13 protein-coding genes and 1 riboswitch are annotated in these 13,247 nt (G+C 63.0%); of the genes, 7 read left to right on the top strand and 6 right to left on the bottom strand.

What is annotated here, in order from left to right; translation table 11 throughout:
• Positions 1 to 42 precede the first annotated feature (42 nt).
• Positions 43 to 813, top strand: a complete 771-nt coding sequence (locus AC56PL_RS16580) for a DUF4333 domain-containing protein (protein WP_495516452.1) — start codon at positions 43 to 45, stop codon at positions 811 to 813.
• A gap of 24 nt (positions 814 to 837) precedes the next feature.
• Here the strand turns inward: AC56PL_RS16580 and AC56PL_RS16575 are convergent, their stop codons facing one another.
• Positions 838 to 1,770 (bottom strand): 5'-3' exonuclease H3TH domain-containing protein, encoded by a 933-nt coding sequence (locus tag AC56PL_RS16575; protein WP_495516901.1) that lies wholly within the window; start codon positions 1,768 to 1,770, stop codon positions 838 to 840.
• 59 nt (positions 1,771 to 1,829) lie between these two features.
• On the bottom strand, positions 1,830 to 2,855 hold the full coding sequence (locus AC56PL_RS16570) for an alpha/beta fold hydrolase (protein ID WP_495516451.1): 1,026 nt from the start codon (positions 2,853 to 2,855) through the stop codon (positions 1,830 to 1,832).
• Between the two features lie 192 nt (positions 2,856 to 3,047).
• Between AC56PL_RS16570 and AC56PL_RS16565 the strand changes: the two genes are divergently transcribed.
• Complete coding sequence (locus tag AC56PL_RS16565) at positions 3,048 to 4,166, top strand: M24 family metallopeptidase (RefSeq protein ID WP_495516450.1); 1,119 nt, start codon at positions 3,048 to 3,050, stop codon at positions 4,164 to 4,166.
• A gap of 102 nt (positions 4,167 to 4,268) precedes the next feature.
• A complete protein-coding gene (locus AC56PL_RS16560) occupies positions 4,269 to 5,828 on the top strand; it encodes an HNH endonuclease signature motif containing protein (protein WP_497154540.1) in 1,560 nt (519 codons plus the stop codon).
• A gap of 8 nt (positions 5,829 to 5,836) precedes the next feature.
• Here AC56PL_RS16560 and AC56PL_RS16555 read toward each other — a convergent pair whose 3' ends face one another.
• Positions 5,837 to 6,244 carry a TIGR03618 family F420-dependent PPOX class oxidoreductase gene (locus AC56PL_RS16555; RefSeq protein ID WP_495516448.1) on the bottom strand — a complete coding sequence of 136 codons (408 nt, stop codon included), beginning with the start codon at positions 6,242 to 6,244 and terminating at the stop codon, positions 5,837 to 5,839.
• A 60-nt stretch (positions 6,245 to 6,304) separates the two neighbouring features.
• Between AC56PL_RS16555 and dprE2 the strand changes: the two genes are divergently transcribed.
• The 4 genes from dprE2 to AC56PL_RS16535 are packed head-to-tail and all read left to right on the top strand — an operon-like array spanning position 6,305 to position 9,790.
• Positions 6,305 to 7,063, top strand: coding sequence for a decaprenylphospho-beta-D-erythro-pentofuranosid-2-ulose 2-reductase (gene dprE2 / locus AC56PL_RS16550; protein WP_495516446.1), 759 nt, complete (start codon positions 6,305 to 6,307; stop codon positions 7,061 to 7,063).
• Positions 7,060 to 8,271, top strand: a complete 1,212-nt coding sequence (cbiE, locus tag AC56PL_RS16545) for a precorrin-6y C5,15-methyltransferase (decarboxylating) subunit CbiE (protein ID WP_497154539.1) — start codon at positions 7,060 to 7,062, stop codon at positions 8,269 to 8,271. The genes dprE2 and cbiE overlap by 4 nt, the downstream gene beginning before the upstream one ends.
• Positions 8,268 to 9,035, top strand: a complete 768-nt coding sequence (gene cobM / locus AC56PL_RS16540; protein WP_497154538.1) for a precorrin-4 C(11)-methyltransferase — start codon at positions 8,268 to 8,270, stop codon at positions 9,033 to 9,035. The genes cbiE and cobM overlap by 4 nt, the downstream gene beginning before the upstream one ends.
• Positions 9,032 to 9,790 carry a cobalt-precorrin-6A reductase gene (locus AC56PL_RS16535; protein ID WP_495516443.1) on the top strand — a complete coding sequence of 253 codons (759 nt, stop codon included), beginning with the start codon at positions 9,032 to 9,034 and terminating at the stop codon, positions 9,788 to 9,790. The genes cobM and AC56PL_RS16535 overlap by 4 nt, the downstream gene beginning before the upstream one ends.
• Here AC56PL_RS16535 and AC56PL_RS16530 read toward each other — a convergent pair.
• Genes AC56PL_RS16530 through cobG form a run of 3 tightly spaced genes read right to left on the bottom strand, consistent with a single transcriptional unit; the run spans position 9,775 to position 13,055 of the window.
• Positions 9,775 to 11,283 (bottom strand): precorrin-2 C(20)-methyltransferase, encoded by a 1,509-nt coding sequence (locus AC56PL_RS16530; protein WP_495516442.1) that lies wholly within the window; start codon positions 11,281 to 11,283, stop codon positions 9,775 to 9,777. The two genes, AC56PL_RS16535 and AC56PL_RS16530, sit on opposite strands and share 16 nt — an antisense overlap.
• Complete coding sequence (locus AC56PL_RS16525; RefSeq protein ID WP_495516900.1) at positions 11,280 to 11,903, bottom strand: precorrin-8X methylmutase; 624 nt, start codon at positions 11,901 to 11,903, stop codon at positions 11,280 to 11,282. Before AC56PL_RS16525 ends, AC56PL_RS16530 begins: the two co-directional genes overlap by 4 nt.
• Positions 11,904 to 11,927: 24 nt before the next feature.
• On the bottom strand, positions 11,928 to 13,055 hold the full coding sequence (gene cobG, locus AC56PL_RS16520; protein ID WP_497154537.1) for a precorrin-3B synthase: 1,128 nt from the start codon (positions 13,053 to 13,055) through the stop codon (positions 11,928 to 11,930).
• Positions 13,056 to 13,169: 114 nt separating this feature from the next.
• Positions 13,170 to 13,245: riboswitch (adenosylcobalamin (AdoCbl) riboswitch) on the top strand.
• The last annotated feature ends 2 nt before the right edge of the window (positions 13,246 to 13,247 follow it).

Genomic DNA, 13,247 nt, shown 5'->3' with positions numbered 1-13,247 from the left:
GGACTTGCGATCGCGCGACGCGGACATGTGGAGGGGAAATACATGAGCGGGCCCAACGACCCGAACAACCAGGGTGGCGGTTCGGCACCCGGGCAGTGGCAACCAGGACAAGGGCAGCCAGGACAAGGGCAGCCGGGTCAGAATCCTGACCCGTGGAACCAACAGACCTATGGTTACCCGACCGGCGGGCAGCCGCCGCAGGGCCAACCGCCACAACAGGGTTGGGGCCAGCAGCCTCCGCAGCAGCCCGGTCAGTACGGGCAGCCGGAGCAGTATGGCCAACCGGGACAATATGGCCAGCCAGGACAGTACGGCCAGCAGCCGCAATATGGTGCGCCGCAGGGCCAACCGGGACAGTACGGTCAGCCGGGACAGTACGGCCAACCCGGTCAGCCCGATCAATACGGTCAACCAGGTCAGTATGGCCAGCCAGGACAGTACGGTCAGTCCGGTGGCGACCAGTTCGCGGGGATGACGCCGCCGAAGAACTCGAAGAAGCTGCCGCTGATCATCGGCGCCGCAGTGGTCGGGGTCATCGTCGTCGTCCTGGCGGTCACGGCATTCTGGCTTCCGGGCTTTGCAGTGACGAAGGTGCTCAGTCAAGACGCCGCCCAGAAGGGCGTGGCGTCGGTCCTGGAGAACGACTACCAGGCCAAAGACGTCGAGAACGTCCAGTGTCCCGAAGATCAGGAAATCAAGAAGGGCAACAGCTTCACCTGCACTGCGACCGTTGCCGGCGCGAACCAGCAGGTCAAGATCACCTTCCTTGACGACGAAGGCAAGTACGAGGTCGGTCAGCCGACCACACAGTAGGCAGTTGGTCGGCGGGTGGGCGGTTCAGCCCACCTGCCAACCGAGCGCCTTGCCCAGTCGGCCGATCGACGAGCCCACACCGAGTTCTTCGATCAGGTCGGCCAGCGCTGCCGGGTCAGCGGGCTCGGAGGGCAGACGACCGTCACTGTCGCCGATGATCTCGGCGTCGGTCTTCACGAATACAACGGTGCGAGCCGCACGCAGGTAGTCCGCGCCTTCCGCGAGTGATTTACGTTGGCGCGGTGAAATCCGCTTGTCCGTCGTGGTTGATGCCACGCGTTCGAGTTCGTCCAGGTTTCCGAACTCGTGCAGCAGTTTTGACGCGGTCTTCTCACCGATACCGGTGACGCCCGGCAGCCCATCGGACGGATCGCCCCGCAGAATTGCCATCTCGGCGTAGGCGGAACCCGGATTCGATGTTGGTACGTCGTACTTCTCGGCCAGTTCTTGTGGCCCGAACATCTCCGCCTTGGCCAGGCCGCGGCCCACGTACAGCACGCGCACCGGAACTGGATCGTCGGAAACAACCTGCAGTAGGTCACGATCGCCGCTGACCACCACCACCGGATCCACCGCCTCGGAGTCCGCGAGGGTCCCGATGACGTCGTCGGCCTCGCAGCCCTCCGCGCCCGCAGTCGCAATTCCGGCGGCGGCCAGGATCTTCATGATCATGTCGACCTGGGGTGTCAGCGTGTCGGGAACCTCTTCCGAGCCGTCGGTGGCGCCTTCGGCCACGCGATGCGCTTTATACGACGGGATGAGGTCGGTGCGGAAAGCCGGACGCCAGTCGAGGTCCAGACACACGATCAGGCGCTGCGGGTGCTCCCGGGTGACAAGTGACGCGATCATGTCGACGAATCCGCGGACCGCGTTGACCGGACGCCCGTCGGGTGCGGTCATCTTCTCGGGCAGGGCATGAAAGGCCCGGAACCAGAGGCTGGCACCGTCGAGCAACATCACTGGAGCAGTCATGCCTAAACCATGCCAGATCGGCGCAGTCCATCAGAGCACTGCGGTCAGGTGGCGCTGCGTTCGTCCGAACCCAGGACATCGAGTACGGCCAGTTGGGACTCGGCGTCGCCGGTGAGTGGTTGACTCGAGGGGCCTTGTCGCAAAGCGATTTTCACGTCTGCACGGCTGATATTCGCAGGTACGGTCGACGCCACGAAGGACAGCAGCAAGTCGACGAATCGGTCTGGATCGTCCCGGAACGGGAAGTGACCGGCCTTGTCGAAGATGACCAACTGCGAGCCGGGCATTGCGCTGTGGAGCATGTGGGCGTGCTGCACCGGGATGACCTGATCGTCCGAACCCCATACGATCAGCGCCGGGATACCTGCGCTCAGATAACAGCGATCGAGCATGGTCACCACTTGGCCACGCCAATCGACGGCTGATCGCAGAGTTCGGGCGAAGACCTCGGCCGACCCCTTCTCCGGCATCCGTTCGAGCACCCGAACGATCTCGTTGTTGTCCCGGAACAGTGCAACGGGCAGATGATCACGCAACGTGCGTGAAGCCGCTGCGAACGTAGAAAACACTCCTGGGAGTGAGACAGCGGCCAGCGCGTACTCGGAAAACGGTAGTGACAGCGCGCGCAGGACCGGATTGACGTCTTTGGTGACGCCGCCGGTACCGACCAGAACCAACCGTTCGACCATCTCGGGGAACTGGTAGGCGAACTGCCCGGCCACACCACCGCCGAGCGAATGGCCGACGATCGTCACGCGTTCGACGTCAAGGTAGGCCAGCAGATCCCGCATTCCGTTGGCAAAAGCGGGCACGGAGTAGTCGGCGCGCGGACGATCGGAAAATCCGTGTCCGAGAAAGTCCGGTGCGATGACCGTGTACTTTTCGCTGAGCTGGGTGAACACCGGTTCCCAGGCCAGGGAGTTGTCGCCGATTCCGTGCAGCAAAAGCAGCGCCGGGCCCGATCCGGCCATCCGGTAGGCACGCTTGTATCCGTGCAGATTTGCGAACTGGACCTGAGAATCATCGGTCGGAACAGCCCGTAATCGACGTCGTACGCCTTCACGGTCCACGGTGACCTCCTGGTTTTCCTCAGAACTAAATATCTTTCGTTGCCCCTATTCTCCGCGCAAGACGGGGTTTCCGCCCGGTTAAAGATCACTCATCGCATGTTGTGATCGGAGTGGGACACACTTCCGATGGTTTGTGACGAAGGTCAGGGCGCCGCCAACACCAAGAACTCGGCGACCGATAGCCTTGAATCCATGGCGGATCAGCGATTCTCGGCAGCGGTGTACAAGTCACGTCTGGATCGGGCGCAGGAGTTGACGGCGAAAGCCGGTCTGTCGGCGCTCTTCATCACTCCCGGACCCGACCTGCGATATCTGACGGGCTCACGAGCGACGACATTCGAACGGCTCACCGCCCTGGTGATCAGTCCGGAGCGCGCTCCCGAAGTGGTTGTGCCACGACTGGAGTTGGCGGCGCTACGGGAATCGGCCGTCGGTGAGCTCGGACTGAGCGTTCACGATTGGGTCGACGGGCAGGATGCGTACGCACTGGCGGTTGGAGCCGCCGGGGGAGCCGGCGGTCGTTACGCGGTCTCCGACGCAACCCCTGCGCTGCACACCGTCCCGTTGGCAGGGCATTGGGGCGGCGCACCGGAACTTGCCACTGCCGTGCTGCGTGAACTGCGAATGATCAAGGATGACGCCGAGATTGAAGCACTGCGCCGCGCAGGTGCCGCGATCGACCGAGTGCACGCCCGAGTGGGGGAATGGCTGAAAGCCGGCCGCACCGAACGTGAAGTCGCGGCCGACATCGATGCCGCCATCCTTGCCGAAGGGCACACCCGGGCCGAGTTCATCATCGTCGGATCCGGTCCCAACGGCGCCGATCCCCATCACGAGGTCTCAGATCGGGTGATCGAGGACGGCGACATGGTGGTCGTCGACATCGGCGGACCCGTCGCGCCGGGATACAACTCCGATTGCACCCGAACCTACTGTGTCGGAACGCCTTCCGATGCGATCGCACGGCAGTATGAGTGGCTACAACAAGCTCAGCGAGCCGCTGTGGCCGCCGTCCGCCCCGGCGTCACCGCCGAGCAGGTCGATGCCGCGGCCCGGGACGTGCTCGCAGCCGCCGGACTGGCTGACAAATTTGTTCACCGCACCGGCCACGGCATCGGGCTGTCCGTCCACGAAGAGCCATATATCGTTGCAGGCAATGGTATTCCACTGCGCCCGGGCATGGCATTCAGCATCGAACCCGGCATCTACTTCTCCGGCAGTTGGGGTGCGCGCATCGAAGATATCGTTGTCGTCACCGATGATGGCTGCGAAGCATTCAATTCCCAACCGCACGAACTGAAGTCGGTCTGAAATAGGTTCTCAACCTATCACATTGATTCGAATAAACGTTCGACTTTTGGTGTCCTCCGAGGTAGACTGATTGAAAGCGTTCGATCAGATGTGCTGGGGGGCATGATGACTGACGATCCATCTGATGGAGTTGGGGTTGATTCTTCTTCGGTTCCGGTGTTGGTGCGTAAGTACCTCGAGTTGGAGTTGCTGGTTGCCGATATCGCGGACTGCGCTGATTCCGATATGTCTGGGGCGGAAGTCAATGAGCTTGTGCGGGTGCATGAGCGGATAGTTCGTAAGCTTGAGTTCATCGGGTTGGGTCTCCTGTTGCGGGTTTCGGATCGGTCATCGTTTACCGAAGCCGGGTATTCGTCGTTGTTCGGGTTCACCCGCAGCGAGTTGCGGCTGACCAAAGGCCAAACTTCCTCCCGGATCCGCGGGTTGGAGGCGGTCGGCCGATTCCACACGATGCAGGGTGAGGAGTTGGCGCCGAAATGCCCTGCCGCCGAACAGGCCTGGGCTCACGGGCTGATCGGGGCCGCGCATATGGATGTGATGCTGGACGTGCGCAAACACATTCCGTCCGCGGCTGATCCGGCGGTGTATGACGTGGTCGATCACTGGATGACCGAAGAAGCTGTCGGCCAAGACCCGACGCAGTTGGCGGCATCGGGTCGTGCGGTGTTGGCCCGGGTTGATCCCGATGGCCGGCTGACCGATGATTCGGATCGGGCGCGTAAACGCAGTGTGAGTCTGGGTGATCAAGGGGTAGACCTGATGGCCAAGATCTCGGGCACCCTGGATCCGGAAACGTTGGCGTTGTTCAAGACGGTGATGGATGTGTGGGCGGCGCCGGGGATGAACAACCCGGCCGACCCCAACTCGCCGACCGGGGCCTCCGATGATCCGAAACAGGATGCTGAACTGGTCAAGGCTGCCGCCGAACGTGATACCCGCTCGAAGGGCCAACAACATCACGACGCGCTCAAGGCGATCCTGACAACGATTCTGGAATGCAACCTGCTCGGCAAGTCGCATCGGGGGTTGCCGGCGCAGTTGATCATCACGATGACCAAGGAGCAGCTCGACGACTGTGCGGGGATCGCCAGAACGGCGTCGGGAGTGGATATTCCGGTCAAAGAGGCCCTGCACCTGGCAGCGCGGTCCGACAAATATTTGGCCGTGTTCGCTGACCACTCCGCGGAGGTGTTGTATCTGGCCCGGACCAAACGGACCGCGCAGAAAGGCCAGCGGCTCGCGTTGTTCGTCCGGGATCGGGGTTGTTCGCATCCAGGCTGCACCAATCCGGCGACCTGGGTCGAGGCCCATCACCTGCTTGCATGGATCAACGGTGGTCTGACCGACATCAACATGATGGGATCAGCCTGTCCGTCGCATCACAAACTCATCGGTGATGGTCCACATCAGTGGCAGACAATCATGATCACCGAAGGCCCCGACACGGGTCGAGTCGGCTGGATACCGCCGGCGTCTGTTGATCCGGAACGCACACCGCGGGTCAATCGCGCCCAGCACGTCAACGAAACCTTCGCAGCGGCCTGGCAAAAAGTCCTCGCCGACCGCCAGGCGGTGTTGGCCGAAAAGCTGGCGGAACCGACCGGCGGCGAACCCGAGGTCCAACCCGATCCCGAACCGGATAGTCCTGACCAGGATGCGTAGCGCCTTTTTTAGGCGGTGACCATCAGCGATTGCGAACCAAGTACGCGTTCGACGTTGATCTGTATGACCACGCGGCGTGGGTTCACTTTGGGTTCTTTGTAGCGCGCGGCATAGCGGCGGACACCTTCGGCGACAGCGTCTGGGTCACGATGGACCGATGCCTTGCCTTCCAGCGTCAACCACTGCGGACCGTTCACCTGGAACACGGCGGCGTATCCAGCCCGGTCGACATTTTTCACCTTCTGGCTGCCTTCGAAGGTGATCACGCGTGCGATTTTTGTCTCGGCGTCGTAGGTGAATCCCACAGCAACAACATGAGGAGTCCCCGATGCACGGACGGTGGTCAGGCTCCCGAGGTGGCGTTCGGTGAGGAAGTCCAGTGCTGCGGGGGTGAGGTCGTCTGCTGTTTTGGGCACAAGCCGACCTTAGCCAACGGGACCGTCGCTCCTCCCAAAGTCGTTTGGGATACTGGCCCGGTGAGTAATGGGCGAGTGGTTGTGCTGTTCGGTGGCCGCAGTGAGATCGGGCTGGAGGTGGCAGCCCGGATCGCAGCAGGGGCGACCGTGATCTTGGCGGCTCGGAGGTCGACTGACCTCGATGATCAGCGCGAACGACTGGAATCCGAGAATGCGGCGGCAGTTCATACGGTTGAGTTCGACGCAAACGACACCTCAGCGCATGAAGGGTTGATCCGCCAGATAGTTGCTGAACACGGGCCCATCGACGATGCGATCGTTGCCTTTGGCATCCTCGGCGATCAGGCGAGAGCAGAGGTCGACAGCGCCCACGCACTACAGATCGCGCACACCGACTACCTCGCCCAGATCAGCGTGCTGACCCCGTTGGCCGTCGCAATGCGGGCCGCGAAACGCGGCAACATCGTCGTCTTCTCATCTGTGGCCGGCGTTCGGGTCCGGCGTGCCAACTACGTCTACGGCTCAACCAAAGCCGGGCTCGACGGCTTTGCCAGTGGATTGTCAGATGCATTGCACGGCAGTGGCGTACACCTATTACTCGTCCGCTCCGGATTTGTCATCGGCAGCATGACAAAAGATCTGATGGCCTCCGGGACCAAACCCGCTCCGATGTCGAGCACCGCGCCGCAGGTTGCCGATGCAGTGGTCAAAGCGCTGCACCGAGGTAAGCATGTGGTCTGGGTCCCCGGAAAGCTCCGTCCTGTCTTCTTTGTGATGAAGCTCCTGCCCCAGGCGATCTGGCGACGGATGCCGCGATGAGTGATCTGAAGTTTGTGGTCGTCGGCATCGGCGCGGACGGCTGGGACGGCCTGTCCGGAAACTCGCAGCGCGAATTGCGCTCTGCCACCGAGATCTACGGTTCTGCGCGCCAGCTGGATCTGTTGGCGCCACTCGAGGCGACCCTCCACCGGTGGGACAGCCCGATGTCGAAGCACCTCCAGCGACTTCTGGCCGACACGCACCCGCACACCATTCATATCCTCGCCTCGGGTGACCCGATGTTCCACGGCGTCGGAGCATCGATCGTGAAACAGGTGGGCGTGCAACACGTGCGCATCCTGTCCGCGGTCTCGAGCGTCAGCCTGGCCTCCGCCCGTCTCGGCTGGGACCTTGCCACGACGCGCATCCGCAGTGTTGTCGATCGCCCCCTCGATTCGATCCTCTCGGGAGTCTCCGACAGCGTTCGGCTGCTGATCCTCAGCCGCGACAACACCACTCCGGCGGCCGTCGCAGAATTGCTCACAGCCCACGGGTTCGGATGGTCGCAACTCACCGTCCTCGAACAGCTCGGCTCTGACAAGGAACGTCAGGTCACCGGTATTGCGCGAACGTGGGCCGAGCCTGCCGGCGATCAGCTCAACATCATCGCCGTCGACTGTCTCGGTCCGGCCGTCAGCAGCCAGGCAGGTCTGCCTGACACCGACTTCAGCAACGACGGGCAACTCACCAAACAGGCAGTGCGCGCGCTGACCGTCACCGCCCTGCGGCCCGCCGCCCGCCAATTGCTCTGGGACGTCGGCGCGGGCGCAGGCAGTATCGCCATCGAATGGCTGCGCACCGAGCGAACCTGTACCGCAATCGCTTTCGAATCCAACGAGGTACGCCGCGGACGCATCGTGCACAACGCAGCCGAGCTCGGGGTGAGCGCAGGCTTGACGGTCCTCGGCGCAGCGCCCGAGCAATTGACCCACGCACCTGATCCCGATGCGATCTTCATCGGGGGAGGAGTGACGGTCCCGGGGATGGTGGAGGAGTGCTGGGATGCACTGCTGGACGGCGGTCGGATCGTTGCCAACGCCGTCACACTCGAATCCGAGGCCGTTTTGGTCAAATGGCATGCCGCCGTGGGTGGTAGCCTCCGTCGATTCCAGATCGATCACGCCGAACCGCTCGGATCAATGACAACCTGGCGTCCAACGCTCCCAGTGACGCAGTGGATCGCCGACAAACCGAGGACCAACTCATGACGGTGTACTTCATCGGGGCCGGACCCGGCGCCGCCGACCTGATCACCCTTCGGGGCGCAAAGCTGCTCTCGCAGTGCAGCACCTGTCTCTACGCCGGTTCGCTGGTCCCCGCGGAGATGTTAGAACATTGTCCACCCGGGGCCACTTTGATCAATACAGCAAAGATGCCGCTGCCGGAGATCATCGAGCACATCGTGACCGCGACCCGCGCCGGACATGACGTGGCCCGATTGCATTCCGGTGATCCCGGTTTGTATTCGGCGGTCGCGGAACAGATCAGACTGATTCGGCCGCAGGGAATCTCCTACGAGATCGTCCCGGGCGTTCCGGCCTTTACCGCAGCCGCCGCAGCATTGGGCCAAGAACTCACGGTGCCCGGCGTCGGCCAGTCGCTGCTGATCACCCGCGTGTCGACCCTATCGACCGACATGCCCGCAGGCGAACAACTCGAAGAACTCGCCCGCACGGGTGTCACGATGGCCATCCACCTGGCCGCGCATCGTGCTCAACAGATAGTCGACGCGCTCACTCCGCACTACGGAAGTCACTGTCCCACTGCAGTGGTCGCCTTTGCCAGCCGCGACAACCAGCAGATTGTTCGGTGCACGTTGGCAGAGCTCCCGAACCAGCTGGAACTGAACGATATCCGGCGCACCGCGGTCATCTTTGTCGGACGCGTCCTGGCCGCGGCAGAGTTCCCGGACAGCTATCTCTACTCGTCCGCCCGGATGACCAAGCTGCGTACCGACCCGCATTCGTCATGAGCGAGGGCACAGTCCTCGTCCTCGGCGGCACCGCAGAAGCCCGCGCTCTGGCCAAGGAACTCGTCGGCGAGGGAGTGCGGGTTGTCACCTCGCTGGCCGGCAGGGTCAAGAATCCGGCGCTACCGGTCGGTGACGTCCGGATCGGCGGGTTCGGCGGCGTCGACGGGCTGGCAACGTGGTTGCGCGACAACAACTGCGCGGTAGTGGTCGATGCGACCCATCCGTTTGCCCGCCAGATATCGGCCAACGCCGGTGCCGCAACAACAGAACTCGACGTACCGATGTTGACCTTGCGACGCCCAGAATGGCAGGCGCAACCGGGGGATCGCTGGATCGACGTCCCTGACATCGCCGGAGCCGCCAGGACTGTGGCGAAGCTGGCTGACGAAAAGGGAAGTCCCCGAGTCTTCCTCACCACCGGCCGCCAAGACATGGACGCATTTGCCGAGATCGATGAGGCCTGGTTTCTGATCCGTCTCGTCGACCCACCCGAGCGAGCGGTACCCGCGCAGCATCGGATCATCCGTAGCCGCGGTCCGTACACCGTCGACGGCGAACTTGCCCTGATGCGCGAACATCGCATCGACGTGGTCGTCACGAAGAACAGTGGTGGACCACTCGTTCAGGCGAAACTCGAAGCTGCGCGGCAACTCTCACTGCCGGTCGTCATGGTTCGACGACCGACCCCACCCGGCGGCGCAACCGTCGAAACGACGTCCGCCGCCGCAGCCTGGGTTCGTCAGTTGCTCTCGTAGCGGCGATTGGTGAACGCCACCGGGCCTCCGACGCGGTCCACCACTGTTGTGGTCGACGAGCCGATGATCAACAGCGTCCGCATGTCGACCACGGTCGGATCGAACTCTCCGACCGTGGTGATCACCACCGACTGCTCAGGGCCACCCACGTCACGTCCCAGGATGATCGGCGTTGACGGGTCCTTGAACTCCAGAACGATGTCCTTCAGTTCCGCGACCTGCCAATTCCTGCTGACCGATCCGGGGTTGTAGATCGCGAGCACCAGATCTGCAGCCAGTGCAGCGCGGACCCGAGCCGTGATCACATCCCAGCTTTTGAGGCGGTCCGACAACGAGATCACCGCATAGTCATGTCCGAGTGGTGCACCGGCGAGACTGGCAACAGCGTTGGCCGCGGTCACCCCGGGCACCACCCGCACGGGAACCTCGCGCCATTGCGGGTCCGCCGCTTCTTCGACAACCGCTGCCGCCATCGCAAAAACCCCGGGATCACCCGACGACACGACGACCACCCGGGCACCGTTCTTTGCCAGATCCAGTGCCATGCACGCGCGTTCGGACTCCACTCGGTTGTCGCTGGCATGCATACGTTGTCCGGGTCGGGGAGTCACCCGGTCTAGATAGGTCTTGTAGCCCACCAAATCGGTGGCCTGCGCCAGCTCCGCACGCACTTCCGGGGTGGTCCACCGATCGGCGCCGGGTCCCAACCCGACGACAACAACCTCGCCAACCGCACCGGCAACAGGTGCAGACGGTTGCGCGTTGTTGAGCGCGCCGGGGATGACGACCATCGAGAAATAGGGCACAGTCGCGGCATCCACATCGCCGACGGGCATGACCTTCTGCGCACCCGTCGAGGCGCGTTCGACATACCATGCCCTATCGACGACACCGGATTCACGCAGCGCTGCAACGACTTCTGGAAAGGTTCGGCCGAGTTTCATGATTGCCACCGCATCGCTGTCGCGCAGTCGACGGACGAGCTCGGCCCTGGGGAGCGTGCCCGGCAGGACGGTCAGGGTCTCCTCGGCTTCGACCAAAGGCATGCCGGTGGCAGCTGCCGACGCGCTCACAGATGTGACACCCGGGATGATCTCGGTGTCGAAGCGATCGGTCAACCGCTTGTGCATATGCATGTACGAGCTGTAGAAAAGCGGGTCGCCCTCGGCCAACAACGCCACCGAACGTCCCGCACGCAGATGCACTGCGAGGACCTCCGCGGCATCGGCATAGAAGTCGTCGAGCGCGCCGCGATAGCCACCGGGGTGATCGGTGGTCTCGGTGGTGACCGGATACATCAGCCGTTCCTCCAGCTGACCTTCCCGAAGGTACGGCTCAGCCACCGACCGAGCGATCGAACGACCGTGGCGGGCACAGTGATACGCGATCACATCTACCTCACCGATGACGCGGGCGGCCTTCACGGTGACCAGTTCGCTGTCTCCGGGGCCCAATCCCACGCCCCATAATTTTCCACTGCCGGTCATTGTCATTCCACCTTCGAGGCAAGGGCGTTGAGAGCGGCGGCGGTGATCGCCGACCCGCCGCGACGGCCGAGTACCGTCAAGTACTCGAGATCACTTCGATCGGCAAGCGCTGCACAGGATTCCGCAGCGCCGATGAATCCAACCGGTGCGCCGATCACCGCAGCAGGCCGCGGTCCGCCGGCATCGATCAACTCGAGGAGCGCAAAGAGCGCGGTCGGTGCGTTGCCGATTGCAACCACGGAACCCTCGAGCATGGGACGCCAAAGATCCACCGCAGCAGCGGTTCTTGTGGTCTCCAGTTCCGCAGCCAGATCTGGGAGTCGGCTGTCGCCCAGCAGACAGCGCACATCGTTGTCTGCCGGCAACCGCTTGCGGGTCACGCCGGACGCGACCATGTTCGCATCGCAGAGGATCGGCGCACCGGCTTCCAGCGCCGTGCGGGCCGCGGTCACCAGACCGGCACTGGCTCGCACATCGGCGGTCAGGTCGACCTGTCCGCAGGCATGGATCATCCGGACAACCACCTGTGACAGGTCGTCATCGAACATGGTGAGGTCGGATTCGGCACGAATTGTCGCGAATGACTGCCGGTAGATCTCGGCGCCGTCTCGAATGTAGGTGTACATAGTGCTCGTCACCATAGATGCCGATCAGACTCGGCGACGCTTGTACCCCGTCGCCGTGGCCTCGACCCGAAGATGGTTCTCCTGAGGCGAACCGCACCCACGTTCGCAGCCGACCCAGTGCTGACGGTCGTCGATGTCAGCGTCGTCTGAGGTCAGGTGCAGTTCCAGATCCGCTCGGACATCGGCATGCGACTTGTCGCAGCCGGGTGATCCGGTGCAGTCGGTGACCTTGGTCCAAGGCGAACTCTCGTCGAATATCAGGCCCATCGGTGCCATCACGCGAAGTACGGTGTCGGCCATGCCTTCTGACAGGTCGACGATCAGGATCTCTTTTCGCGGTGTCAGGTAGATGTCACGTTCGATGGCAGCCAGGAACTCTCCGACCCGCGCTGGGATCCGTCCGTGCGCGACCACGGAACCGAGTGCCACCAAGTCGTCGTGATCCTGCGCCAACCAACCCACCCGCGGTTCCGAAATGGACTCTGACCTCGGATATTCACCAGTTGCCTGCAATGTCGCCAAGATGTTGTCGATGGTCGTCAGATCGGCAACATCTTGCACGCGCCATTCGTCGGTCCGGTCAGCCAGAAACGCATGCGCCAGGTCGATCATGAGGGCTGGGGCATCACCCGCCGAGACCTGACGTCCGGTCGGCTTTCCGCCGACGACCACGTCAAACGCTCGATCACTGAACGCCAGCACACCGATATCGGGACGCTGGGTAAGGATGTCGCCACGACCATCGTCGACGCCGAACAGGATCCTGGCCGGGAGATTCGCCAGCACCGGGTCGGACTGCAGTCGGATGTCGAAATCGTCCAGGACCAGGCGTGCGTCGATCAGACCTCCGCGCCGCCCCGTCAATGCCGAAAGCTGCAGGTTGCGCACCCGTTCGTGACTCGGAGACGGGATCAGTCCGGCGTCGAGTATGCGTTCGCCTGCACCGTCCACGTCGGTGATCCCACGCAGCTGGACGTTGCCGCGCGAGGTCACTTCGAGATGACCGTCGCCGAATTCATCCGCCACACCGACCAGGGATTGCATCTGGATCGGGGTGATCAGACCGCCTGGTAACCGGATCCGGGCCAGATGGCCATCTGCCGCCGGGTGGGCCGAGAACACACCTGGGCAACGATCGGACGGTCGACTCATGGGTTCAACGGTACTGGCGCCGATCAACTTCTCGCCGCTCAGTGGCGGCCGGTTGTCCGACTCATCGCCTTCGGATCACCTGGAATTGCCGGTCTTATATGCTGAGGCAATTCCGCAACGAGGAAGCCGGTGAGAGTCCGGCACGGTCGCGCCACTGTATGGGGGAAACCCCAAGTCAGACCCTTGTTGCTC

Source organism: Williamsia sp. Y721 (assembly GCF_059683565.1).
Note: the sequence above shows the minus strand (reverse complement) of the source record. Positions and strands in the feature narration are given on the sequence as shown.